The organism is Streptomyces sp. NPDC053069 (assembly GCF_044546895.1).
In the GTDB taxonomy this organism is placed as follows: Bacteria; Actinomycetota; Actinomycetes; order Streptomycetales; family Streptomycetaceae; genus Streptomyces.
On the sequence record NZ_JBITZN010000005.1, the window covers coordinates 336,000 to 359,131 of the forward strand.

Annotated in this window: 24 protein-coding genes and 2 pseudogenes; 16 read left to right on the forward strand and 10 right to left on the reverse strand. The window is 68.7% G+C overall.

All coding sequences use genetic code 11. The annotated features are described in order from the left end of the window. Positions 1-361 precede the first annotated feature (361 nt). Positions 362-1,300, forward strand: coding sequence for a YcxB family protein (locus ACIGXP_RS14140; protein ID WP_399767970.1), 939 nt, complete (start codon positions 362-364; stop codon positions 1,298-1,300). A 483-nt stretch (positions 1,301-1,783) separates the two neighbouring features. Here the strand turns inward: ACIGXP_RS14140 and ACIGXP_RS14145 are convergent, their stop codons facing one another. After that, positions 1,784-2,239 carry a MarR family transcriptional regulator gene (locus ACIGXP_RS14145; RefSeq protein ID WP_399767973.1) on the reverse strand — a complete coding sequence of 152 codons (456 nt, stop codon included), beginning with the start codon at positions 2,237-2,239 and terminating at the stop codon, positions 1,784-1,786. Beyond that, on the reverse strand, positions 2,236-2,730 hold the full coding sequence (locus tag ACIGXP_RS14150; protein WP_399767976.1) for a MarR family winged helix-turn-helix transcriptional regulator: 495 nt from the start codon (positions 2,728-2,730) through the stop codon (positions 2,236-2,238). Before ACIGXP_RS14150 ends, ACIGXP_RS14145 begins: the two co-directional genes overlap by 4 nt. Before the next feature lie 251 nt (positions 2,731-2,981). Here ACIGXP_RS14150 and ACIGXP_RS14155 point away from each other — a divergent pair, with 251 nt between their 5' ends. From ACIGXP_RS14155 to ACIGXP_RS14170, 4 genes are all read left to right on the forward strand, one after another. Further along, on the forward strand, positions 2,982-3,350 hold the full coding sequence (locus tag ACIGXP_RS14155; RefSeq protein ID WP_399767978.1) for a VOC family protein: 369 nt from the start codon (positions 2,982-2,984) through the stop codon (positions 3,348-3,350). 97 nt (positions 3,351-3,447) lie between these two features. Further along, positions 3,448-3,819 (forward strand): carboxylesterase family protein, encoded by a 372-nt coding sequence (locus tag ACIGXP_RS14160; RefSeq protein WP_399768423.1) that lies wholly within the window; start codon positions 3,448-3,450, stop codon positions 3,817-3,819. Between the two features lie 241 nt (positions 3,820-4,060). Next, the gene (locus ACIGXP_RS14165; RefSeq protein ID WP_399767981.1) at positions 4,061-4,360 is read left to right on the forward strand and encodes an antibiotic biosynthesis monooxygenase family protein; all 300 of its coding nucleotides are present in this window, start codon (positions 4,061-4,063) and stop codon (positions 4,358-4,360) included. A 412-nt stretch (positions 4,361-4,772) separates the two neighbouring features. Beyond that, the gene (locus ACIGXP_RS14170; protein WP_399767984.1) at positions 4,773-6,488 is read left to right on the forward strand and encodes a serine/threonine-protein kinase; all 1,716 of its coding nucleotides are present in this window, start codon (positions 4,773-4,775) and stop codon (positions 6,486-6,488) included. A gap of 382 nt (positions 6,489-6,870) precedes the next feature. On the opposite strand, the gene ACIGXP_RS14175 is transcribed toward ACIGXP_RS14170, so the two are convergent. Continuing rightward, complete coding sequence (locus ACIGXP_RS14175; RefSeq protein WP_399767987.1) at positions 6,871-7,404, reverse strand: transglycosylase SLT domain-containing protein; 534 nt, start codon at positions 7,402-7,404, stop codon at positions 6,871-6,873. A gap of 368 nt (positions 7,405-7,772) precedes the next feature. On the opposite strand from ACIGXP_RS14175, the gene ACIGXP_RS14180 reads away from it, so the two are divergent. The 4 genes from ACIGXP_RS14180 (at position 7,773) to ACIGXP_RS14195 (ending at position 10,446) form a co-directional block, all read left to right on the forward strand. Beyond that, positions 7,773-8,225: a hypothetical protein gene (locus ACIGXP_RS14180; protein WP_399767990.1), complete on the forward strand. Its 453-nt coding sequence runs from the start codon at positions 7,773-7,775 to the stop codon at positions 8,223-8,225. 392 nt (positions 8,226-8,617) lie between these two features. Continuing rightward, entirely contained in the window at positions 8,618-9,418 is an 801-nt protein-coding gene (locus ACIGXP_RS14185) for a hypothetical protein (protein ID WP_399767993.1), read from the forward strand. Positions 9,419-9,420: 2 nt separating this feature from the next. Further along, the gene (locus ACIGXP_RS14190; RefSeq protein WP_399767996.1) at positions 9,421-9,546 is read left to right on the forward strand and encodes a hypothetical protein; all 126 of its coding nucleotides are present in this window, start codon (positions 9,421-9,423) and stop codon (positions 9,544-9,546) included. A gap of 105 nt (positions 9,547-9,651) precedes the next feature. After that, a complete protein-coding gene (locus ACIGXP_RS14195; protein WP_399767999.1) occupies positions 9,652-10,446 on the forward strand; it encodes a hypothetical protein in 795 nt (264 codons plus the stop codon). A gap of 245 nt (positions 10,447-10,691) precedes the next feature. On the opposite strand, the gene ACIGXP_RS14200 is transcribed toward ACIGXP_RS14195, so the two are convergent. From ACIGXP_RS14200 to ACIGXP_RS14210, 3 genes and pseudogenes are all read right to left on the reverse strand, one after another. Continuing rightward, positions 10,692-11,432 carry a dienelactone hydrolase family protein gene (locus tag ACIGXP_RS14200; protein ID WP_399768002.1) on the reverse strand — a complete coding sequence of 247 codons (741 nt, stop codon included), beginning with the start codon at positions 11,430-11,432 and terminating at the stop codon, positions 10,692-10,694. A 183-nt stretch (positions 11,433-11,615) separates the two neighbouring features. Next, positions 11,616-11,918: pseudogene (locus ACIGXP_RS14205) on the reverse strand (transposase); the annotation flags it as partial. A 218-nt stretch (positions 11,919-12,136) separates the two neighbouring features. Further along, positions 12,137-12,748 carry a Tat pathway signal protein gene (locus ACIGXP_RS14210; RefSeq protein ID WP_399768005.1) on the reverse strand — a complete coding sequence of 204 codons (612 nt, stop codon included), beginning with the start codon at positions 12,746-12,748 and terminating at the stop codon, positions 12,137-12,139. 192 nt (positions 12,749-12,940) lie between these two features. On the opposite strand from ACIGXP_RS14210, the gene ACIGXP_RS14215 reads away from it, so the two are divergent. The 5 genes from ACIGXP_RS14215 to ACIGXP_RS14235 all read left to right on the forward strand — a co-directional run bounded on the left by ACIGXP_RS14215 (position 12,941) and on the right by ACIGXP_RS14235 (position 17,792). Next, on the forward strand, positions 12,941-14,209 hold the full coding sequence (locus ACIGXP_RS14215; RefSeq protein ID WP_399768008.1) for a hypothetical protein: 1,269 nt from the start codon (positions 12,941-12,943) through the stop codon (positions 14,207-14,209). A gap of 519 nt (positions 14,210-14,728) precedes the next feature. Beyond that, the gene (locus ACIGXP_RS14220; protein WP_399768011.1) at positions 14,729-15,010 is read left to right on the forward strand and encodes a hypothetical protein; all 282 of its coding nucleotides are present in this window, start codon (positions 14,729-14,731) and stop codon (positions 15,008-15,010) included. A 164-nt stretch (positions 15,011-15,174) separates the two neighbouring features. Beyond that, positions 15,175-16,137 (forward strand): phosphotransferase family protein, encoded by a 963-nt coding sequence (locus ACIGXP_RS14225; protein ID WP_399768014.1) that lies wholly within the window; start codon positions 15,175-15,177, stop codon positions 16,135-16,137. Positions 16,138-16,450: 313 nt separating this feature from the next. Then, a complete protein-coding gene (locus ACIGXP_RS14230; protein ID WP_399768424.1) occupies positions 16,451-16,987 on the forward strand; it encodes a GNAT family N-acetyltransferase in 537 nt (178 codons plus the stop codon). A gap of 178 nt (positions 16,988-17,165) precedes the next feature. Then, positions 17,166-17,792, forward strand: a complete 627-nt coding sequence (locus tag ACIGXP_RS14235) for a hypothetical protein (RefSeq protein ID WP_399768426.1) — start codon at positions 17,166-17,168, stop codon at positions 17,790-17,792. A 196-nt stretch (positions 17,793-17,988) separates the two neighbouring features. Here ACIGXP_RS14235 and ACIGXP_RS14240 read toward each other — a convergent pair whose 3' ends face one another. After that, positions 17,989-18,216, reverse strand: a complete 228-nt coding sequence (locus ACIGXP_RS14240) for a hypothetical protein (protein WP_399768017.1) — start codon at positions 18,214-18,216, stop codon at positions 17,989-17,991. Beyond that, positions 18,213-18,785 carry a carboxymuconolactone decarboxylase family protein gene (locus ACIGXP_RS14245; protein WP_399768020.1) on the reverse strand — a complete coding sequence of 191 codons (573 nt, stop codon included), beginning with the start codon at positions 18,783-18,785 and terminating at the stop codon, positions 18,213-18,215. The genes ACIGXP_RS14240 and ACIGXP_RS14245 overlap by 4 nt, the downstream gene beginning before the upstream one ends. A gap of 140 nt (positions 18,786-18,925) precedes the next feature. Here ACIGXP_RS14245 and ACIGXP_RS14250 point away from each other — a divergent pair, with 140 nt between their 5' ends. Beyond that, on the forward strand, positions 18,926-19,489 hold the full coding sequence (locus ACIGXP_RS14250) for a TetR family transcriptional regulator (RefSeq protein ID WP_363219743.1): 564 nt from the start codon (positions 18,926-18,928) through the stop codon (positions 19,487-19,489). A 23-nt stretch (positions 19,490-19,512) separates the two neighbouring features. After that, positions 19,513-20,351: pseudogene (locus tag ACIGXP_RS14255) on the forward strand (helix-turn-helix domain-containing protein); the annotation flags it as partial. 20 nt (positions 20,352-20,371) lie between these two features. Here ACIGXP_RS14255 and pyrF read toward each other — a convergent pair. Beyond that, positions 20,372-21,070, reverse strand: coding sequence for an orotidine-5'-phosphate decarboxylase (pyrF, locus tag ACIGXP_RS14260; RefSeq protein WP_399768024.1), 699 nt, complete (start codon positions 21,068-21,070; stop codon positions 20,372-20,374). A 1,056-nt stretch (positions 21,071-22,126) separates the two neighbouring features. Beyond that, entirely contained in the window at positions 22,127-23,131 is a 1,005-nt protein-coding gene (locus ACIGXP_RS14265; protein ID WP_399768027.1) for a histidinol-phosphate transaminase, read from the reverse strand. Position 23,132: the final 1 nt, after the last annotated feature.

The following is a 23,132-nucleotide window of genomic DNA, read 5'->3' on the forward strand; positions in this document are numbered from 1 at the left end:
GCGTGTCGGGCAACGAAGGAGGACGGTGAGGAGCGACGCCGTCACCGCAGGACTCACCCCGCCTGGAGCTCCGACGTTGGGCGCGCGCAGCACATCGCGAGAGCGCCGCCGTACGCGCCCTTGACAGCCCCGGGGCCCTGTCTCAAACACCAGCGGAGTGGTCAGGACTTCGCGACCGCGGTCTTCTTAGGGGCGCGCGGGGGACCGTGTCGGTCTTGGCGAGGTGGGCCCGTACACCGTCGACCGCGGCACTCCGAATATCACGTGACCTCGATGACGTATGGTGCCGACCACCGCCAGGTCGCCGGAGTGGCTGAGAAAGCCTCCATGATCCGGTTGGTCATCGAACAGGGGAGGGCACATGGCGGAGGGCCGGGAAACGGACGCGGTCGCCGAGAGACCGGTGGAGCTGGTCTACCGGCCGACCGTCGGCGAATTGGCGTCCGCGCTGCGGGCACGCGCAAGGAGCACCGGCGCGGGACGCTTTCAGCGCGGGGCGCTGATCTGGACAGTGGCGGTCACCACCGTCGGCGCTCTGCTGTCGACGGCCAACTCCGGCCACCGGAACACCCCCTGGCCGCTGTATGTGGGGGTGGTGGTCTTCGTCGCCTTCATGACTGCGGTGCCGTGGTTGCAGGCGCGCCGCCTCCACCGGCTCGCCGAACGGCAGGGGGACATGCGCGGGACGGTCGACGACAGCGGGATCCGGCTCACCAGCGCTCACAGCTCGGCCAGCCACGACTGGCACCTTTACTCGCGCTATGTCGAGACACCGGAGTTGTTCGTGCTTCTCAGCGCCGACAAGTCCGCCGTCGGCTTCGTCGTCCTGCCCAAGCGGGCCGCGGACGGCCCGGGCGAGGTGGACCGGCTCCGGGCGGTCCTCGACCGGCGGCTCCTGCGCGCGGACGACGCCGAAGCGCCCGGAGGCCCACGGAGCCGGGGCCGGGCCGTCGGCCGCGGGGTCGGCTCCGTCGGGCTGTTGCTGCTGGGGCTGCTGCTGTTCCTCTTCGCCTTCGCCGCCGTACACCAGGCCGCGCACCCGGACCGCTTTCCCGGGATCCAGAACAACACCGCCCCGGTAGCGGCCGTCATGCTGGGACTGGGGGCGCTTGCGGTCGCCGGGTCTTGGTGGCTCGTACGGCGGATGACGGCCATGCGGATCGTGACCGCCGTGCTCGCCATCCTTGCCCTGCTGGCCGGTGGCGCCGCCCTGTACCGCGTCGGGCCGATGCTCCACTGCTGGGGCTCGGACCGAATCGCCCGCGGGCCCGAGGGCGTCTACGTCTGCTACGACTTCTGAGCGGGCCAAGGTCTGTGAGCGGGCCCGGAGACCGTCTCTCGGCGGCGGACCGCACAAGCCGCGCGGTCAGCATGGCGGTAGGAGCAGTCAGCATGGCGGTAAGAACCGTGTCGCCAGCCGCAAGCGAAGCTTTCGAGGCCACCGGTTACCTTGCTCGCGGCTGGCGTCTGGGCCAGGTCTTCGGGCCCTTGGCGGGCCGGCCCGGACACTGAACGAGTGGGCGGCCCAGGAGGTCCGCGCCGACAGAGCAGGAGGCCCGGATTCCGGGGGGGCCGCCCTCCCACGTTCGACAAGGACGACTACACGCAGCGGCACGCACGCGGTCGAGTACGGGATCAGTCGGCTGGAACGCCACCGCGCGGTTGCCGCGAGGTCTGAGGAACTCGCCGTCCGGTATCACGCGACCGTGCTGGTCGCAGCCATCAACGAGTGGCTATGACCAGCACGGTCGTAACAGGTCCTGATCGGCTCGGTCGGGCGTGGTCAGGCGGTCAGCGCCGCAAGCTCCGCGTTGGCGCGCCGGCTGACCAAGGCGAGGACGCGGCCGGCGGCGGCCAGGTCCTCGGTGGGTATCCCGCCCCAGATGCGGTCGGAGATGGGGGCGGTCTCCGCGCCGACGGCCGCGAGCAGCTCGCGCCCTGCGTCCGTGGCGTGAAGGTGCGCGCCGTCCGCAACGAGAAGCTGCTGGGCCAGCAGCTCGTCGAGAGTGGCGTGGATGTCGGCCGGATCGGCCTTGAGGGAGTCCCACACCTGGGTGACGAGATCGTCCGGCGTTTGCGGGGTGTCGGCGGTGACGGCGGCGCGCAGGGCGATCTGCTGCTGGAACGTTACGCCGTGCCGGGCCAGGACGTGCTCCAGAACCCCGCGGGCGGCGTAGTGGGCCAAGCCGAGGGTGCGGGCGTTGGCGACGGGTGCGGTGGCGGATGCAGTGCTGGTCATGGTGTTGCCCCCTGAGTTGTCTGGTCGTTCGGTATGGATGGAGCGAGAGGTGCGTCGAGCAGGGTCGTCAGCTCGTCGGTGAACGCGCTCGTGCGCGGGGCGTCGACTCCGCCGAGCGGCTCCAGCAACTGCTGATGCAGTTCCTGGACCACCGCGATGGCCTGCCGCGTGACGGCCTGGCCCTGCTCGGTGAGGGCGAGTTGCATGGCGCGCGGGTCGCGGGGATCACGGGTGCGCTCGATCAGGCCGGCCGACTCCAGGGCGCGCGCCAGCTTCGAGACGTACAGCGCCTCCAGGCCGATGTGGTCGGCGAGTTGGCGCTGATTGGGCCGTTCACCGAGGCGCTGCATGCCATGCAGCGACGCGACCAGTGAGTACTGCGCGTGGGTGAGGCCCAGCGGAGCCACCGCACGATCTACCGCGACGCGCCACTTGTTGGCGAGTCGCCATACCAGGAAGCCGGGCGTGGGGCCCGGTGAACCCTTGCTCATGCCGATAGAGTACATGGCTACTATATCCATGGCTACTATTTTCTGGCTGATGCGACGGCGCACCCCGAACCGGCAACACCGCAGACACTGCAGACACTTAGGGAACACGCCCTGTTGGAGGCGGCCCACCTGCCACCCTCACGGCCGCCGACGAGGTCACTGGAGCACTGTCTGGCAAGGCGGCTTTGCCGATGAGTTCACCGTCCTCGAACGGTCTACCCAGCGACACGACCGTTCTCGACAGGAGTGCTATGTCCACCATCCAGCCAGTGATCTTGACTGCCCACCACGACGTCCTGCTCGGCTTCTATAGGAAATTGTTCGGCGCGGAGGAGATCTTCCGGGTGCCGGAGGAAGGCCCGGTCTTCTACCTCGGCTTGCGCATCGGCGACACCGACCTCGGGCTGGTGGCCAAGGCGAACCCGGGGGACCGGGAGGCGTCGCGGATCCTGCTGAGCATCGGTGTCGACGACGTCGATGAGACGCTCGGCCGGGTGGAGGCGCTGGGCGGCTCGGTCCGCAGCGGCCCCAACGACATGCCGTGGGGACAGCGCGTCGCCCACATCCAGGACCCCGACGGCAACCCGGTGAACCTCACCCAGCCGATCCCGGCTCAGTGACGCTGTTCCGGGTGCTTGTGCTGGTCGTGGGCTGCCTGCGGTAGACAACCGTGGGCTGCACGACCAGGTCGCCGCCCTTCGATGGGTCTGGGACAACATCCCCGCGTTCGGCGGCGACAGTGGCAACGTGACCGTCTTCGGCCAGTCTGCCGGGGCTGCCTCCGATGTCCTTCTCATGGCCGCACCGGCAGCTCAGGACCTGTTCCGGTGGGCGATCGCCCAGAGCGTCCCAGCGGGGCCCGCGCCCGAACCGAGGCCGAGACGGTCACCGCCACGATCGCGCGGACCGCAGGCGCGATGTCGATCTCGTCTGCGGGTTCCACTCACGAGGAGTACCGGGACCAGGGCTCAGTCCCTGCCGATGGAGTGGACCTCAGGCTGGTTGCCGAGGGGATCGGTCTCGGCAACCACATGGTTACCGCCTACCGCCTACCGCCTATCGCTTATCGACAGAGCCACCCCGGGCTAACCGACACGGGCTTCTTCACGGTGATGCTGTCCGACGCGCTCGTCCTGATGCCGACCATCCGTGTCGCCACGCCCATGCATGACGACGGCCCGCGACTTCCTGAACCGCGCCGCTCCCCGATAGCACCGAGAGAGCCCCCACCGGCCATGCTCGTATGTACAGTTCTCCTCTGGAATGTGAGGGGTGTGCAGGGCACGCCCACCGGATTCCGGAAGCGTGGGGTGTCGGGGGAGGTCGTGTCATGTTTGCAGTGATCTACCGGTGGCGTTTGCGTGAAGGCAAGGAAGAGCAGTTCGCAGCCGGCTGGCATCGTGTGACACAGGCGATGCACCAGCACTGCGGCAGCTACGGATCGCGTCTGCATCAGGCCGATGACGGCACCTGGGTGGCGTACGCGCGGTGGCCGGACGCCGCCACTCGCGCGGGGTGCCCGGACGTCGACCCCGAAGGCGAAGCCATGATGAGCGAGGCGATCGCTGAACACCTCCCCACCATTCGATGTCATGTGGTGGACGACCTTCTCGCGGAACCCCGCGACTAGGGCCTGTCCGACGGGTCGTCATCCGGCTGGACCGTCCGACAGGCGTTGGCGCCGGTGGAAGCACTCCTGTGCCGCCAGCACACCGTCTCCGTAAGCCGCTGCCCAGACGCCCCGGGGCGGATCGGGATGAGCAGGGTGGTGCCGGCCTCGGTCAGGGCATGGTCGACTACTCGCCCAACGGGGGCGCGACGCTTATCCGGTTCATGATTTACGACTTGGCTGGGCGCCAGGGCAGCGGACAAGAGCCCACTGGGTTGTCACAGGCCCGGCCGTGACTGCGGAGCCTGCTGTATCAGCGGGCGTGGTCGCCGGGCGGCTGCGGCCCGCAGCTACGATGCTGATCTTGAACAGGGCCGCATCCACGAGAGGTGCGGCACGACGACCGCTGCATTACGGGGGTGGATTCCGTTCCATGACGGGAACCGAAGGTGTCTTTCGCCCGCTGACGTCACAGGAACCGCGGGAACTGGCCGGTTACCCGCTGCTGGCCCGGATCGGGGAGGGCGGCATGGGGTCCGTGTACCTTTCCCGCACCCGGGGCAACCAGCCCGTCGCCCTCAAGATGATCCGGCGGGAGTACGCGAGCGACAGCGAGTTCCGGCGCCGGTTCCAGCAGGAGGTCCGGGCGGCTCAGCAGGTCCGCGGGTACCACCTGGTGCCGGTGGTGGACCATGACACGGATGGCGAACAGCCCTGGCTCGCCTCCGCGTACGTGCCCGGAGTCTCCCTCGACGAGGCCGTCGACCTCCATGGTCCGCTGCCCATGGCCGCCACACTCCAACTCGTCGCCTGCGTCGCCCGTGCCTTGGACGCGGTGCACGCGGCGGGAGTGGTGCACCGTGACCTCAAACCGGGCAATATCCTCCTCGGCGCGGACGGGCCGTGGGTCATCGACTTCGGCATCGCCCGGGCCGCCGAATCCACCCGTCTGACGCGCAGTGGCGGCTTCATCGGCACCCCGCAGTTCATGTCCCCCGAGCAGGGCACGGGCGGCGAAGTCACCCCGGCGAGCGATGTGTTCTCGCTGGGTCTCATCGCCGCCGTCGCCGCCACTGGCCGGCATCCCTACGGTTCCGGCGGAGCGCTCACCGTCGCCACGCAGATAGCCAACACCGCCCAGCGCCCGCCGGACCTCTCAAGCTACCCACAGGTGCTCCGCCCGCTCCTGGAGCGCTGCCTGGCAGCGGCCCCTGCGGCCCGTCCGACGCCCGCTGAACTCGCGGAGCTGTGCGAGCGGGCCTCCGGCCGGTCCTCCCGCGACTTCGAAGACTGGCTCCCGGCCCCACTGGCTGCGGCAGTCGACGAACGGAGCCGGGCCATACACCGCCTCCTGGACCAGGAGGCTGCCGAGCAGCACCGCTCGGCCGCCACGTACGTACCCACGCGGTCCGACAATCCGCTGCACCAGGCCCCAACCCAGTCCGCCCCGCCCCGCCCCAGCACCCCGCCGCCCGCGGCCGCGCTCTCGGAGCACGCATCCGCCGCGTCCGGGGCCGGCGTCGGCAAGCGGCGCCGTGTGTATCTCACGGTCGGCGCCGCAGTGGTCGCTGCCGCGGTCGGCGCGGCGTGGTCGTTCTACGGGGACACCGACCAGGGTAAGGCGAAGGCCGGGGGCCACGGAGCGCCGATCACCAGCCCGAGCAAGCAGGGCAGGCCCAAGAGCCAGGCTTCCTCCGCGACCACCACGAAGACCCCGGCGGCGAAGGTGTACGAACCGCTCTTCAAGGACCGTGCGTTGACGATCGGCCCGCCGGGAACCGGTGAGGCGATCACCGTCGACCTGGACAAACCCAAGGTGGATCCGTCCGGTGAGATCGGCGACGACGCTGCGGAGATCCAGTACATCTACCAGTACCTGACCTTCCGCACCGCCACCGCCAAGAGCCCCGGAACCACTCCGGAGGCCTGCCGGCAGGCCGTCGACAGTGCGCCGCTGCCTTCGGAGCTTCCCAACAGTGCCCTGGACCAGGGCAAAGCCCTCAAGAAGGGCGATGTGCTGTGCACGGTCACCTCCGAGGGGAATCTCGCCATGCTCCGGCTCACCAGCATCGTCGACTCAGGTGAGACATCCTTCGACCCACCGGGGTACACGGGCCTGCTCACAGTCTGGAAGAAGGCCACCAGCTAGGCCGTTTCTGATGGCTCTTGGAGGATGCCGCGGAGCCAATGACGATCGCTGCAACGGGGGCCAGGGGTGACATGGATCCGCTCCCCGCAGCCGATCGAGATCCGCTTCGACACCTCCCGGGCCGGGGCCATCGACGTCCCCCTGTCCACTACGGCGTCGGTCGACGCGATCACCGCCCAACACCCGGAGGTCGATGGGGGCAACTGCGCGACGGTGGAGGGATGGGCCGGCGACCGCCGCTGTGCAGCCCACCCCCGGTCTGACCCGGTCACCCGGCGGGTGGTGCCGCCTCTCCGTCGCATCCGTCAGGAGGGGCGGCGCCCGGCGCCCCTCTTCGCGTTGCTGATCACTCACCAGACGTCTGCTGGGTGAAAGCACGAGGCTAGTGGGTGAGGGCTCGGTAGTCGGTCATCACGCGGGCCACGTAATTGCGGGTCTCCCGGTACGGGGGGATTCCGCCGTACCTCTTCACCGCCGCGACACCTGCGTTCCACGACGCCGCCAGGAGATCTGGCCGGGAGCCCACCTGTCGCTTGGCCCCGGCCAGGAACTTGGCGGCTGCCTTCGCCTGCCCCGCCGCGCTGCGCAGGTCGACACCGGCGGTTGGGCGCTGCTGGAACAGTCCAACGCGGCCGTCCGCAGCTCGGGCCGACGGGTTGCAGCCGGATTCCACCCGCGCCATGGCGGAGAGGAGTTGCCAGGAGACTCCGTTGGCCGACGCGGCCGACTTGAAGGTGGAGGCGTACTGCGGGCACCCCGCCGAAGCCGCCGTGGCGGTCCCTGCCTGCGTAGCACTGGCGGCGGCGAGGGTGAGGGCGAGTGCGCCCGTACGGACGGCGAACCGGGGATCAAGGGAGGAGCGGAACACGAACACACCCTTCTTCGAGAACAGATCACCCGTGGTGATGGCGTGCAAGTGCCGCATGGTTGCCTGTAGTTGAGCCCGTGTGATCCAGCTCATGAGCGTGTGTGACAGGCCCTTCTCCGCTCGGCGAGCCGCCGTCCCCCGTTCCCGAACCGCCCGCGGAACTCCTGCTCCGCTGGATCGACAGCCAGGACAACATGAACACCGCGACGGACCACGCCTGCGGGTGGGCTGTGCCCGGGCCACCGAGCCGGGCGACCGCTCCACCTCGACGTTCTTGCAGCACTCCTCAGCGATCCCGGCGTTCCCACCACCGTCGGACGCACCGCCGAGATCCGGCAGCACCGCGCGAACCAGCACCAGCTGATCACCCACAACCGCCGTCGAACGAGCTTCAGGACCGTGCCGTTCTCTGGACCATGGGCGAGATCCACGCAACCGACGTCGTCGCTGCTGCCTGTGATGCACTCGTCGCCGGCCTGGACAGTCCTGCCCTGCGGATCTTGGCGGCGTGCACACGCGCTGAGGCGGATTACGACGTCCCCGACCTCCTTCCCCCGGCACTCGCCGAACTGGGCCTCACCTATTACTCAGTGGGCAGTGTCGCCGGACAAGAAGCCGCCGCACGAGCACTTGCCGCCCGGATGCTGGCCGGCGAGCTGACGCCACGCGAGCTGGCCTTCCGGATCCACCAGCGCTTCGGGCACGAGATGCCACTGGCCGAGCGGCTCGCAGAACTGGACGACGAGTACGACGTCCTCGAATACGGCGAGAGAACACCAGCACAGGTCGACGCCGATGTCACCGCCGAAGCTCTTCGGCTTGCACAGCATCCTCGTGTTCCTACCGACCCCACGGATGCAGCGACCTGAAGCAGACCGGTGGGCCCCGTGAGCTCAGGCTGAAGAGCCGCCAGACGGCGTGTAGCGCTGAGTAATTGCCTGGCGTTGCGGTCGCGCTGCTGAGGGGCGGCGAAGTCGGCGTGTGCCGTCTCGATGGTCTCCTACGCCAAGCGGCTCGTCTGCACGCGCGCACTTGGTCCTTCCGCTGGAACTGAGCGGCCTTGCACAGGGCCAGGAACCGCAGCTGCCGTACAGGCGTCTCTGCCGCCGCAAGTGGAGAGCACCGTCCGGCACCAACGACCTGGGGGGCATCCGCGATGGCCCGAAAGACCCGAAGAACCGGGAAGACCCGAAGAACCGGGCAGGCCCGAAGAACCGGGCAGACCCGAAGAACCTGGAAGACCTGGAGATCCTGGAGAGCGGTGACCACCGCTCTCGTCATCCTGATCGGCCTGACCGCCATTGGGGCGTCACCCGCCTCCGCCGACCCGGGCGGACCGGTCGCGCCCAACCTGGACCAGCACTGCGCCGTGCAGAACAGCGGCAGCGGTCCCATGACGATCGCGATACCCGTCGACCGGATCACGCTCAACGTCGAGTCCGTCGGTTACGCGCCCGTCAACTCCACCGTTACCGCCTTCTACACCATCAGCGGCAGCACCAAGACCGGCACCGCCACCGGTGCGTTCGACACCGCAAGGAAGAACGCCACGTTCAACTTCTCGGTGTCCAACCCGCCACCGGGCGCGACACTGACCGTCACCTACCAGGTGTGGTGGCACGACTTCGGCGTCTACTACAGCAACTTCGTGAGCGCTCCGCTGGCTCCGTGCACCCTGGACAACACCACCTACGCCGACGCCTCGACGTGGAACGACTACGTGACCGTGACCGGCGTCTCCCAGCGGTGCGAGACCGTCGACATCGGCGTCGGCGGCAGGCACGCCTATGTCCGCGAGGACATCGTGACGGTGAACGTCGCGCACGGTTCGTCCTACTGGCCCTCGTGGTACGCGGGCCGGTCGGTCTGGGCCGACTACTGGATCGTCGGCCAGAAGACCTACACGTCGGGAGCCTCCGGCGTCTTCGACTCCGACGGGAAGGCCACGCTGTCGTTCGTGATCATCGCTCCGACCACGGGCGCCGAACTCGACGTGCTGGCCAGCGGCCAAGCGGGCTCGCGCACCTTCCCCGGCCACTCCTGGGCCACCATCGCCTGCTGAGGGTGCGCGCCGCGCTGACTTTCCGGCTCCTCGCCCCGCTCGCCGGTGCCGAACTCGACGTCCTGGCGAGCGGCAGGTTCGACCTGGCCACAGTACCCGCGCACGGCTGGGTCACCATCGCCTGCTGACCCGGCTCCGACATCGAACAACATCATCGACCCTGGGGGAGACACCACATGACCAGGAGAGCACCAAGACCGCCAAGGCCATTGAGCGCCCTGAGAACACGAAGAGTGCTGAGCGCACTGTTCGCGAGTCTGGCCCTGCTCATCGGCCTGACCGCCGCCGGAGCATCGCCCGCCTACGCCGGTCTGGACGGGCCGGTGGCGGCCTATGTGGACCAGCACTGCGCAATGGACACCACCGGGAGCGGCAAGACGACCACGGCCGTACCCGTGGACCGGGTCACCCTGAACCTGGAAGCCGTCTCACACGACCCCGCCGACTCCAAGATCACCGCCGTTTACACCATCCCCGGCACCAGCAGATACGGCACGCTCTTCGGCCAGTTCGACCCGACGAGGGGCAACGTCACCTTCACCTACACGGTGGACAACCCGCCCGCCGCCGCGACGCTGAGCCTCAGCTACGAGGTCGCCTGGGCCGACGGCACCTACTACAGCACCACGCTGACCCGCACTCTTCTCCACTGCACGCGGGACAACACGACCGGGGTCGACAAGGAGTGGTGGTTCGACGACGCCTACACCACCGCCTTCCAGCAGTGCACCACCGTCGGCACTTGGCCGTACTCCATCCGTGCGGTGGACGTGACCGTGCACATCTCGCACGACCTCTCCCACTCATCCTGGTTCGCGCGGCAACCGGTGTGGGTGGACTACTGGATTCCCGGCAAGAAGGGCTACACCTCAGGAGCGTCGGGCGTCACCGACTCCGTCGGTGACGCCTGGGTGACGTTCCGGCTGGTCGCCCCGCCCAGCGGCGCCGAACTCGACATCCTGTCGAGCGTCAGGGAGGACACGAGCCGCACCTACCCCGTCCACAAGTGGGTCACTATCGGCTGCTGACCGGACCGGTTCACTGGGTCGTGCCCTCCCGGGACCCAGCCCGTGCCGCCCAGCGCGTGAGTTTGGGCAGCACTCGAAGCTCTGCAGACGTCGAGCAATTCATCGCTTCGCGCAGCACGGGCCCCTGCCAAGAGTCTGGCAGGGGCCCGTGGTGTAGAGAGCCGAGGAGGGCCGGGACCTGTCCCTGGATGAGCAGCATGCTGGCCGACACGGCTAGCGTCTGCTGCCGGCCTGACGGCCCGGCGTCACTTCAGGTGTCGGGTGAAGAACTGGGCCGCGGCGTCCCCCGCGAACTGCGGGACGCCGGTGTGCCCGCCCATATTGGCGTGCAGCGTCTTCTCCTTGGAGCCGAAGGCGTCGAACAGGTCCAGCGCCGCCTGCCGGTCGTTCCCTTCGTCGTCCCATTGCAGCAGTACGTGCAGAGGAATGGTGACCTGGCGGGCCTCCTCGAACATGGTGCGAGGGACGAAACTCCCGGCGAACAGAACAGCGGCCGAGATGCGCGGCTCGACCACCGCCAGCCGGACGCCGATGGAGATCACTCCCCCCGAGTACCCGACCGGGCCGCCGATCTCGGGCAGCGACAGGAGGGCGTCCAGGGCGGTCTGCCATTCCGGGACCGCCTTGTCGACCAGGGGGAGGATGAGGGCGTCGATGATCTCGTCGCTGACCGGCTCGCCGGCCTCCATAGCCCGGCGCAGGTCGGCGAGGGCCTGCTCGGCGGCGGGCCAACGGGGCCGGTCACCGCTTCCGGGGAGCTCGATGACGGCCGTGGCGAAGCCGTCCGCCGCGGAGTGCCGGGCCCGGGCCACCAGTCGGGGGTACGTCTTGCGCAGCCCGATAGGAGGGGGGCTGAGGAGGATCAGCGGCGCCGGTGCGGATGCGGATACGGATCGGGGCGTCCACAGGATGCCGGGGATCTCGCCGAGGGTGAATTCGCGCTCGAGGACAGCGTCGTCGAGGCGCTGTTCAGAAGTGAATTGCATGGTCGTGCCTTTCAGGAGTGCCATGGAACGGCGCTCCCGGACGACCTATCGCCCGACCGTGACCCCGGAGGGGAGCACCCATGTCGATACGTTCACGGGTACCACCTCCTCGCTGTCTTGCACGGCTTCGGGAAACGTAGCAGTGGCTGCCGTGGTTCCGCCAACGGGTTTTGCGGAGGCTCTCTAGCCGAACACCACGGTGTCGGAGTCACACCTGTCAGTGGTCGAGATTTCGGGGATTAGGGCCGCATCAACCGGTCTGTTCTCCTTGGGATCGCCATGCCGCCGGTGCTGGCCTGCGTTAGGCACTGTCCGATCGTCGGCCGCCCACTTCCGCAGCTGGTTGTGGACGCCCTTCCACGAGCCGAAGCGTTCGGGCAGGTCCATCCACGGTGTCCCGGTTCGGTACTTGAACGCAATCGCGTCGATCACTTGTCGGTGATCACGCCACCGCCCGTGCGCCGCGGGGTGGGCGGCCGAGCAGGAGGGGAGGGCAGGGGCCGGGTGCTCCTGCCCTCCCCAGTCCGGCGGTTCTCAGCCTCGGCCGTCACACGCCTTGCAGTCGCCGCTGCCCTTGCAACTGGAGCATGTGAACAGCCCCCGGGATCCGGAGCCGCCGCAGGTGGTGCACTTGCCGTTGCCCTTGCATCGCTGGCACATGTCGATCAGTCCCTTCTGTTCGGTTGAGGTAGTAGATGTGGTGCTCAGTACGCGCGGGCCCTCTCCCACCCACGCGCGCCGTTCAGCGACGCGTAGAAGTAGTACTTGGGCTCCGTGGAGTAGCCGTCGGGCAAGTGGTCGCTGTCCAGGCCCCGGCTGTACTTGCGGAAGATCGCGATCGCCTTGGTGAGACAGTTGTTGGTGAACACGGCATAGCCGTTCCACTTCATCTGCGTGAAGGTGCGCTGCGCGGCCGTGAGGTCGCCGCCGGCGGTGTTGATGCACCGGTAGGCGTCGTAGCGGGCGAGCTCGATCGTGCGCTTCCCCTTGGTCTCGCCGCGCATTTCCCCCCAGGTTCCGCCCTGGATCCAACTGCCGTTGTTCTTACCCGGCGCGGTGTAGCTGTCTCCTTCGGCGTTCTCGGTGGCGCCCCAGATCCAGTGGCTGGTGTTTTTCGGGTCGCGGATCGCCCAGGCCACGTGCCCGTAGGTCCTGCCGCCGAAAGGTGCGCCCTCCTTGTCCAGGAAGAGGCAGGCCCGGCCGAGCGGGGCGGCCTCGGCCTCGGCAGGCGGGATGGTCGCTGTCGCGACTCCCAGTACGACGGTGGCCAGAGCGGCCATCGACGCGCCGCGCACGCGGACTTTCGTTCGAATCAAGGTTTGTTCCTCTCTCGTTCTACGGATGGTTGCGGAGTTCGGCGGCGCGGTGGACGCACCGTCAGAATCGAGGGTGCCCAGGGGAATCGAGCGAGGCCACGGGCGTCAGGGAGGTACATGTTGCAGTGCAACTTTCACCGCTGTGACCTGCGGAATCTGGTGTCGACGTGCAAGAGGGAAGGATCTACCGGGTTGGGCAGCACGAACGAAGAACTGATCGACGAGTTCGGTGATGCGTTGGATGAGTGGGCCAAGGAGGTCAAGCACGTCTGCCGTGCGTCGGCTGTGCAGCAGCAACAGCTCGCAAGCAGGCTCACCGAGCTGAGCAAGAGGGGGAGTGTCGACCCGAGCCGAGTCTCCAAGTGGCTGAGCGGCCGGAAGATCGTCACCAGTGGTGGTGCGGCTCTGCCAGGCAAGGGCCTGTCCCAGGACATCGTTCGAGCCCTGGGGTTACAGGGGGCACAGGCCCGGCGAGTGATGCAACTCGGCGAAAGGATCGATCTCCTGCAGGCCCAGCTGGAGCGCAGGTACCCAAGTGGTTGGAGAGTTGCCGCACAAGCGCACTTCCGTAATTCGCCTGTGGCAGCGCTCAGTCCGAGCCCTTCGGCCGAAACTGAAGCCAACCCCTCTGCGGGCGAGGCGCCCCGGTCTTCCGAGTCGGCGGTCAGCCAACGCCAGGACACCCCTGGCGTTTCCGAGGCGCCGCTTGCCCACACGACGGCCACCGCGCCTGTTGCTGCGGTGGGCGAGAAGGCCTCAGCCCGGCCGCCGCTGGTCACAGGTGGCGAATCGCCCGGTACCCCTCGTCGTGGCCGGAGGCAACGGCCATGGCGTGACCGACCTGGCTGGATCAAGGCTCTGGTGGGCGTGACAGCAGTGGCTGCGGCTGTCGCGGTGGTCGTCGTCGCTACGGCAGTGGTGGGAGCCGATGACGACAAGAAGACCGGCGGCAGGTCTGAGGGGGCCGGCGCCCAGGCGTCGGCTTCGGCCGGCGCGGATTCTTCCGCACAGGGGGGACCGGGGAGAGTCCCCTCCGAGTCACCGGGTCTGGAGAAGGGAACCCTGGGGGAGGACAGCCGGTGCAGCGTCCCGTTCGCGGGGCCGGGCGCGGTGACGTGGAGAGTATGCGCACGCGTCGAAGCAGAACGTGTTTCCTTCGCCCTCAAGATCACCAACCGTGGGAGCACGGCAACGGCGGTCAAGATCCGCCTGGAGTACGCACAGGCCAGTAAGTTCCACCGATGTCCGAAGGCGCCGAGTACTCATCTCCTCGACGTCGCGGCAGGGCAGACCGTCATCACGGAATCGGCGCAGTGCACGGTTCCCCGGGAGGGGACCTACATCGCCTACCAAGGAGTGGGCTGGGTGATTGCCGAGGACGCCAACGCAGGCTCGTACAAGCTGGCCCCTACCGCGCACGTCTATCCCGATCATGTCATCTGGCAGCCTGACTTGATCTGATCGGCAGTCTGCCTTGAGTGTTGGCGAACGATCAGATCGTCGAGCTCCTCGGCGACGGCGTCGACTGCTGCGACAACATTCACATCGACGTTGCCAGCCCTGCGCGAGCGCGGCGTCGAGGTGCGTCATCGAGCAGGGCATCGGCACCGCCACCCTGGAGTGGCGGGCCATGTTCGGGAGTCAGCACCGGACTGCGGCCTGGTCGGTCTGATGGATGAACGGAGGACTGGACATCGGTCCGCATCGGCAGATGGTTTCTTGGTCACAGTGTTTGCGGCCGTTGAGCCTCAGCCGAAGGTGAGCACTGCCGTGCTGTACGTTCGCCGAGTGGCTCGGCGCGCCCGCCGCGGTCCCGGTCGCCGACCGGTTCGACCTGTGGCGGGGCATCGGCTGGGCTCTGGAGATCTGCGTCGCCGCCCACCGCGAGTGCCTGCGTCACCCTCCTGCACTGCGACCTCCTCGCCGGCAGCCTCCGTCACATATCAGATGGTCCGCGCCTGCATCGCCACTCTGCGTGCTGTGCCGCCGCAGGCGCCTCCTTCGCCGACCGTACGGCGGGCAACCGGCTGGCTCACCCGCCACCCTGCGACGCTGACCGAGGACGAGCGCGCCGTGCCGAAGGACGTCCTGGCCCGCTGTCCCGCACTGGAGGCCGCTGCCGGACACGTCCGCGATTTCGGTGAGATCTTCACCCACCGACTCGGCCCCACGCTCCCCGCATGGATCGACGCCGTCGACGCCGGCCCACTGCCCAGCCTCACCAACTTCGCCCCCGCCTGCTGCGAGACGTCGATGCGGTGACCGCCGGCCTCGTCCTGCGCTGGAGCTCCGGCGCTACGGAAGGCGCCGTGAACTGCATCAAGAGGATCAGACGGCAGCTCTGCGGACGCTCCGGATGCGAAGTGCGCCATCGCCTCCAAGGAAAGTTTTTGCGCGTGCCGCCGCCCGGATGATGAGGTGCCACGGTGACCAACCAGGACGAGGCGGTGGCTGTCCCCCCATTGACGCTGGCTTGGGTGAGCCGGCACCTGGAGGTCGGTGAACGTATCGTCAGAACTGAGGTGCTGTACGGCGGAATCACCGCCGAAATGCGGAGGCTGACCATCGGCACGCGGGACGGAGGTACCCGTGACCTGGTGCTGCGGTCTTTCGTCGACCCGTTCTACGGGGAGCGCGCCGAGGACTGGCTGAGCAGGGAGGCCGGCGCCCTGACCCTGCTGGCGGGGAGCGGCGTGCCGGCTCCTGGACTGGTCGCGGTTGATCCGACCGCCGCGCATTGCGAGTATCCGTCGCTGCTGATGACACATATGGCGGGCCGGCCGGTCCTCGACGATGCGGGATTGGAGACGCGCCTTCCTCTGCTGGCTCGGCAACTTGTGGAGATCCACGCGCTGCGACCCGCTGTACGGCTGCGGGAGTATGCGGCGTTGACGACCGCCGACACGGTCGTGGTCCCCAAGGGCGCCGACGCGGCAGCGTGGGCTGCCGCGATCAATGTGATCCGCAAGCCCGCGCCGCCCTATGAAGGGCGATTCCTGCACCGGGACTTCCAACCCGGCAACGTGCTGTTCGGCGTGCCGCCCTCAGGGCTGGCAGGTGCCCGGATCACCGGCGTCGTCGACTGGGCAGCGACCTCCTGGGGCCCGGCCGATCTCGATGTGGCGCACTGCTCGACCAATCTCGCGCTGCTGCACGGCCCAGCTTGGGGTCTGCGGTTCCCTGAGGCGTACGAGGAGGCCGGCGGGGTGCTGGACGCGGCCCCGAGCGAGCGGCTGTACTGGCAGGTGCGCGACGGACTGGCGTGCTCGGAAGAAGTGCAGTCGGTGGTGCGGGCATGGCGGGAGGCAGGGAGGACAGAGCTGACGACGCGAGCCGTCGAGGAGCGGCTGGATGCCTATGTCACCGCCCTGATGGACACGCTGGGCTGAACCAGAGCGGCCTGGGGCGCGGGCCCGGCGGCGCGCTTTGGTCCCGGCGGCCACGTCCGGCAACGGAGCCGAACGCACATACGAACACCCGCGACACCCGCACACCCGCTCCGGGGCGCCCCCGAGTACGGGCCGGCTCCCGGCCGACAGCTCCGCGACGCCTACAATCATGGAGTCCGTCTGGCCGGAGCCGCGCGAGCAACGGCACACCGTCAAGCGGATCTTTGAGGCAGCTGACCTCACACCAGTCTCTCCCGGTGATCGGCTGATCGATCATTTGGCCAGTCCTCGAAAGAGAGATCATCATGTGGGGATGTCCGACAACCAATCCTCTGTAGGACCGGCTGTAGTGCGGCTTCCTCGGTACACGAAGGCAGACCAGGACGAGATCCTCGGTCACGGCGTTGATCCCTTCGGTGTTGCCGCGGCAGGTTTGACCTGGCTGCCCAAAAAGGAGCACTTCGGTATCAGACACGGCGACCGGCTTGTGGCACACGCCGGCCTCCTACGGCTGCCTGTTGCGATCGGTGATGTCGAGACAGAGGTGGTTGGCGTCGGTGGAGTGGCCGTCGCCCCCGACATGCGGGGCCAGGGCTTGGCCCGGCGCGTGGTCACTGCGGCACTTGACCACGCTCGCACGATGGGGCCCCAGCACGCGCTCCTGTTCTGCCGACCTGCCCTCGTGCCGCTGTACCAGCGCCTCGGATGGCACCCCCTCGACAAGGAGGTGCTTGTCGAACAACCCGAAAACCGCCTGGTGACCATGCCACTGCGGACCATGGTGACGCCCCTGCGCGACGACGTGCGCTGGCCTTCAGGGCCGGTACGTCTGTTCTCCCTCCCGATGTGACGGGCCCCTTCCGCTTTGTCCATCGGTTTGGGCGGCGGACGGGACTGATGGGGTGGAGTAAGGTCTTCGCCGGGTCGGCCGGGCCCGAGTGTCCCTGCAGGTGGACACGGAAGGTGTGCACTCTGCGTGGGGACGTCTCTCACATCACCTTGGAACACACCGCATCGAGGGCCAGCCTTTGACTCCGCATTCCCTGGCGTTCTACGTGGACGTCGTCACCACCGGCACCGTGCTCGGCGTTGGCCCCGCGGATTCTCCCGACCAGGTCACCAGGGTCCTTGGGTCGGACTTCGCTGAGAACACCTTCGGCGAGCGCAGCATGTGCCGTGACTACGGGCTCGCCGAGTTCCACTGGGACCGCGCCTGCGCCGACCATCCCTGGTCGGGCCACCACTTCACGCTGCACGTGCACCGGCTCGCGTTGCGGGACCGTACCCTCGTCAACGACGCGCTTCGTGCCCGTTACGGGCGGTTCACTCCCAGGCTTCGGTTCGAGAAGCTGCAGCGTCTGCTGGTGCGGCGTGGCGTCGCGCTGTTGGAGATCCCGGAAATCCCGGCGAACGCCCCGTATTACCGTACCTTCTGGCAGCCCGCTTCTCAGGTGGCCGTCTCCGTCATAGGCACCTACGGCGAGTACAGCACACCGGACAATCTGCGGGTCGGCGATGTGTACGGCATCCAGGCCCCTATGGCTGCCGATGAAGTGGAGTGGCGGAGGGCGCGGCTCGGACAGCACACGGACAGACGCGGGGGCTCGCCCGATCTCGCGCACATTCCTGGAGCCTTGTCCGATTGCACCGCCTGAGTCACGACAGCAGGACCCGCTTTCGGAGGAGTTGGCAGCCGGCCCGGAGCCCCCTCGCGGTGTCCGTCGCCAGTGTCGCGACGAGTACCGCCGTGCGCACCCCCGGTCAGGGAGCTCAATCAGGCAGGTCGCATCGTGGCGCAGAGGTCGCAGCGGGGCAGCGGGCCGGGAGCGGGGCCGCTCGGCGTGATGCTTGTCAGCTCAGCTCATGGCCGGGGTGGGGGTAGCTGAGGCGGTGGATGCCCGGCGCGGAGATCACCTGTACATCGTTCACGCCGGGCACGGCCACATGGACGAAGCCGCCTTCCAGCGCGATCCGAACGGCTGTCAGGCGCGCAGCCGGGGCGCCGTCGGCATCGAGGAGGGTGTAACCCGGGGTGAGTTCGACGGTCGCATCCTCGTGCCAGGTGAGCCGCCCGTTCATCGCGCCGCCTCCACATCCGTGGACGGGACGTCCATCGAGGCGACCGGCGGGAAGTCCAGTTCGGGCTCGGCCAAGTGGTTGAAGTAGTTCGAAAGCGTGTTGAGCGCGACGTGCGCCACGATCTCGGCGAACTCCGCGTTCGTGACGCCCTCCTTTCGGGCCTGAGCCAGCAGCTCGTCGTCCACCCGGCCATGGCTGCGCACCACCGCGGCGGCGACCTGCAGCACCGCCTGGGCATGCGGATCCGCGTCCTCGGCCCGGCGGGTGGCTCGCAACTCCTGGTCGGTCATCTTCAGGAGTCGGCCGCCGCGCACAGTGTGCGCGGAGACGCAGTAGAGGCAGCCGTTCTCCTGGGCCACCAGCAGGGCGAGCTGCTCGCGTAGCCGGTCAGTGAGTACGCCGTGGGTCAGCGAGTCGCGCAGCGCGAGATAGCCGCGCAGGGCGGCTGGGCCGTGGGCGAGCGAGGCGTAGAGGTTGGGCACTCTGCCGAGCTGTCTGTGGGTCGCTTCCAGCAGGTCACGCTGGTCGGCTTCGGCGGTGTCCGGGGTGAGTTGCGGGATGCGCGGCATGGCGTCTGTCTCCGTTGTGTCGTTCGCACCGTTAAAACGGTACCGGTCGTTCTCGTTCTCGCTGCCGAGACGGTAATGATCGGTACCATCTGGCGTCAAGGGGATTCCGCGGATTCGGAAACGATCGGTACCATCGATCTATGGCAACCCAAGCTCGAGCCCGCCTCCTCGATGCCGCCGAGGACCTCTTCTACGCCGAGGGCATCCGCGCCGTCGGCGTCGACCGCATCCTGAGTGTCTCCGGCGTCGGCCGCGCCTCCTTCTACCGGCACTTCGCGAGCAAGGACGAGCTGGTGGTGGCCGTGATCCAGGGCCGGGACATGCGCTGGCGCCAGTGGCTGCGGGAATCGGTGGAGGCCCGTGAGCTGCCGCCCGAGCAGCGGCCGCTTGCGGTCTTCGACGCGTTGGCGGAGCGGTTCGCCCGCCAGGACTTCCGGGGCTGTGCCTTCATCAACACGATGGTCGAGGCCGCCGACCGCGACAGCGCCGCGCACCAAGTGGCCGCGGCGCACAAGCGCAAGGTGGTCGACTACTTGGACCAACTCCTGGCCGACGCCGGGTACGCCGAGCACGCCGCGCTGGCCGACCAGCTGGTACTGCTGATCGACGGCGCGATCGTGACAGCGGTGCGCGAGGGCACGGTGGAGCCGGCGCTGCGGGCGCGCCGGATCGCGGCGTCGGTTCTCGCGGCAGAGCGGGACTGACGCCGCCGACCCCTTTGGCGCCCCGGCGCGCGATGATGCTGCCGGCCTCGGCCGGTGGGAACCGGGTGCCGGTGATCGCGAAGCTGGTACAGGCCGATGAGGACACCGCCCGGGACGTGATCCACCGGTTCAACGAGATCGGTCTCGTCTGTCTGGACCCTCGGTGGGCGGGAGGCCGTCCCCGTCTGCTCAGTCCTGACGACGAGGATTTCGCCGCCCAGACGGCCACCACCCGCCCGACCCAACTCGGCCAGCCCTTCACCCGCTGGTCCATCCGCAAACTCGCGCCTGCCTGCGGAAAGTTCACGGCCGGGTGATCCGGATCGGGCGCGAGGCGTTACGGTGCCTGCTCATGCGTCGCGGCGTCACGGCTGGGCTCCCGCCGGTCACCCCGAGCGCCATCTCGCGACGTACCACCGCACCCACCCACGGAGTGCGCTACTTCCACGGCTGCTACTCCCGATCGGCGACGACAAGCCGGGGGCGTCAACCGCCGCAAGAAGGGCGCCCCGAACACCCTGACCGCACCGAAGCCGATTCGCGCGGCCCGTCCGGACGGCGCTCCGATCTACGTCATCCTGGACAACCTCTCCGCCCACAAGGGCGACACCATCCCTCCACCTACGTGTCTGGGGCCAACCCGATCGCGGCGACTTCGGACGCTGCGGCAGTTCACCGTCGCCACCTCCAACCACGGCGATCGCCCCGCACAGACCCGGGCCCCGAACTCCTACCTGCGCCGGCGTCAGCGAGAACAGCCGCCACCCCCGACGTGCTGGCCGCCCAACGCCGTGAACGGGCACGGATCCGCAGCGAGAAGGTCCTCTGCTGGGGCGGACGCCCACTCGCCGCGGCGGCCTGACTACTGACCTGTGAGCTCTGCTACGAAGCCGACAGGTTGGCGCAGACACGGCGAAATGCGACCAGCGGATCCGGCGCGCGCGTGACCGTGCGGCCGACGACCACATGTGAGGCTCCGTCCGCGACGGCGGCCCGCGGTGTGCCGGGACGAGCATGCTCGGCAGCAGACTCGCCGGGCATGGCAACTCCAGGGGTGACGATCAGGGCATTGCTCCCCAACGCCCTGCGCAGGGCTGAGACTTCCCGCGGTGAGGCGATCACGCCGTGGCATCCAGCCCGCTTGGCCAGGCCGGCCAACCGCAGCACTTGGCCCTCGGCGGGGTCGGCAACGCCGATGTCGGCGAGGTCGGCGTCGGTCATGCTGGTGACGACGGTGAGGGCAAGAACGCGAAGGTCGGGATAGTCGCGGGCCGCATCGACTGCGGCGGCCAGGATCCCGGTACCGCCCATACTGTGCACAGTCACCAAGGAGACGCCGAGTACGGCTGCCGCGCGGACTGCACCGGCGACGGAGTTCGGGATCTCGAAGAGTTTGAGGTCCAGGAACACCTCATTGCCCTGGGAAACGAGGTGTTCCACGAACTGGGGCCCGACCGCGGTGAGAAGCTCCAGGCCGACCTTGTAGAAGCGGCACTCGTCACCGAGTTGATCGACGACGGCTTGAGCGGCTGGAAGGTTGTCGTAGTCCAGTGCGACGATGATCTGACGGGTCGGGTCCATGACGCCATTGTGATCTCCGGCGTCGACCGCGCTACACCGCCCCATTCTCATTGGCCTGCACCACCCTGGAACAGGACCTCGGCGACACCGTGAACGCCCTTGGAGATCGCTCCGTCCCCGTCCGCGCCGAGCATGGGGAAAATAGTCGGGTAGCGGTTTCGTCGACCTCTAAGAACCCTTCCATCGGATGTGCTGGGCGTGGGCCCATCTGCTGTCCGCTGCCTTACCCCGTACACCGTTTACTCAAGGCCGAGAAGTCATTCGCCTCACGGTGACGTGGATGCACGTGGAGCAGGACCGGCGCTCGAGGCGCGCTGTGCGCGGTGGGCGTGCTGCGAGTGCCTGCGTGCCGGGAGACCGGGGGAGTTGCTGAAGGGTGCAGACAGGCTTGGACCGTTCTGGAGGGTGCGTGATAGGTAGCCGGGCGGTGGTGGCGTCGAGTTCCGTGGCCTTGGTCGCGGCACGGAGGTCCGCACCGACGCCCAGTACACGTGCACCGTCGCCCCTGGTTGGACCATGCCGGCCACCGGGTCCCACGGGTTGGCACGACGGACCGTGCCCACTCTCCCGGGACAGCTCCCGAGCACCGAGCCCGGCAGGCGATCCGTCCGCCGACGCCGAAACGGCGACGCGGCCAAAGCGGCGACAAGTGCCGTGACCAGGGCGGGGGCCGACGCTCCGACCGCCGTGCCGCGGCCGAGGGGACAGCATCTGGTGCCACCCCGGCAACCGGTGGACGCGGTTCTGCCCGCCGAGCGGGTTCCGGCGGCCCCAAGAGCGGTGCCGTCGGAGCGGGCGGCCGCGGTTCCGACCGCCGAGGCGGCCGCCGCACCTCTGCCACCTAGGCGCAGCAGGCGACGTCGGCCCGGGTGACGAACTTTCGCAAGCGGTCGTCCCCAGGGCGCTTGGTCCGCCGGTTGAAATGCGGCGGACCAAGCTGCTGTGCTCTTGCGGCCGGCGTGGCTGGCATGGCCCATCTGGCAGTGTGCCGGCGCCGGTGTGGCCTGGCCCGTATCGTCCTTGCCGTCGAGAGCGAAGTGGCGTAGGGCGGGGAACTCACGTCCGCGGGCGCAGGCGCGCGAGCGCGGTCAGCACCGTGTCGTTGGCCTTCCGGTCACCGACGGTGAGCCGGAGTCCTTCGCCGGGGTAGTGACGCGCCTCGACACCGGCGTCGGTGAGTGCTGCGGCGCCCGCGTCGATGGGATCGGGTGCGGCGAGCCAGACGGAATTGGTGTGACCGGGGCGCACACGCCAGCCGAGGGACACGAGTTCACGCCGGAGGCGTTCGCGTTCGGCGACGACGGTGTCCACGCGCCGGCGCAGCTCGCCTTCGGCCCGCAGTGAGGCCTTCACCGCCGCTGTTGCCACCGCGTTGATCCCGAAGGGCAACTGTTGCCGACGGATCCGTTCCACCAGGTCGGGGGCGCCGAGTCCGTAGCCGACCCGCAGGGCGGCGAGGCCGTAGGCCTTGGAGAAGGTGCGCAGGACCAGCAGGTTGGGGTGTGCGTCCAGGAGTGCGGGCGTGTCCGGCAGGCCGGTGTCGCGGGCGAACTCCACGTACGCCTCGTCGAGGAGCACGGTGACGTGCGGGGGGACGTGACGCAGGAACGGCGACAGGGCGTCGGCGGTGACGAGGCTGCCGGTGGGGTTGTGTGGATTGCACAGCACCACCACGCGGGTGCGGTGGTCGAGCGCCGCGAGCAGGGCGCCCAGATCCTGGTGGCCGTCCGGCGACAGGGGTACGGGGACGGGCCGAGCGCCCACCATGGCGGCCAGGAGGGGGTAGGCGTCGAACGTGCGCCAGGCGTAGGCCACCGTGTCCCCGGGGCGGACCACTGCCCGGAACAATTGCAGGGCCACGCCGACCGATCCGCTGCCCACCGCGACGCGGTCGGAGGTCACCTGGCACCACTCGGCGATCCGCTCGGTGAGGTCGTCGGGGTGGAACTGCGGGTAGCGGTGGGCCTGCGCGACGGCCCGTTGCATCGCCTCGCGCACCGAGGGCAGCGGGGGATAGGGGCTCTCGTTCAGGGCAAGCCGGTGCAGCACAGGGATGTCCATG

Coding starts and splice junctions, on each gene's coding strand:
- ACIGXP_RS14140 (WP_399767970.1), top strand. CDS start 362: ATGGCGGAGGGCCGGGAAACGGACGCGGTCGCCGAGAGACCGGTGGAG.
- ACIGXP_RS14145 (WP_399767973.1), bottom strand. CDS start 2,239: ATGACCAGCACTGCATCCGCCACCGCACCCGTCGCCAACGCCCGCACC.
- ACIGXP_RS14150 (WP_399767976.1), bottom strand. CDS start 2,730: ATGAGCAAGGGTTCACCGGGCCCCACGCCCGGCTTCCTGGTATGGCGA.
- ACIGXP_RS14155 (WP_399767978.1), top strand. CDS start 2,982: ATGTCCACCATCCAGCCAGTGATCTTGACTGCCCACCACGACGTCCTG.
- ACIGXP_RS14165 (WP_399767981.1), top strand. CDS start 4,061: ATGTTTGCAGTGATCTACCGGTGGCGTTTGCGTGAAGGCAAGGAAGAG.
- ACIGXP_RS14170 (WP_399767984.1), top strand. CDS start 4,773: ATGACGGGAACCGAAGGTGTCTTTCGCCCGCTGACGTCACAGGAACCG.
- ACIGXP_RS14180 (WP_399767990.1), top strand. CDS start 7,773: ATGGGCGAGATCCACGCAACCGACGTCGTCGCTGCTGCCTGTGATGCA.
- ACIGXP_RS14200 (WP_399768002.1), bottom strand. CDS start 11,432: ATGCAATTCACTTCTGAACAGCGCCTCGACGACGCTGTCCTCGAGCGC.
- ACIGXP_RS14230 (WP_399768424.1), top strand. CDS start 16,451: ATGTCCGACAACCAATCCTCTGTAGGACCGGCTGTAGTGCGGCTTCCT.
- ACIGXP_RS14240 (WP_399768017.1), bottom strand. CDS start 18,216: ATGAACGGGCGGCTCACCTGGCACGAGGATGCGACCGTCGAACTCACC.
- ACIGXP_RS14245 (WP_399768020.1), bottom strand. CDS start 18,785: ATGCCGCGCATCCCGCAACTCACCCCGGACACCGCCGAAGCCGACCAG.
- ACIGXP_RS14250 (WP_363219743.1), top strand. CDS start 18,926: ATGGCAACCCAAGCTCGAGCCCGCCTCCTCGATGCCGCCGAGGACCTC.
- pyrF (WP_399768024.1), bottom strand. CDS start 21,070: ATGGACCCGACCCGTCAGATCATCGTCGCACTGGACTACGACAACCTT.
- ACIGXP_RS14265 (WP_399768027.1), bottom strand. CDS start 23,131: ATGGACATCCCTGTGCTGCACCGGCTTGCCCTGAACGAGAGCCCCTAT.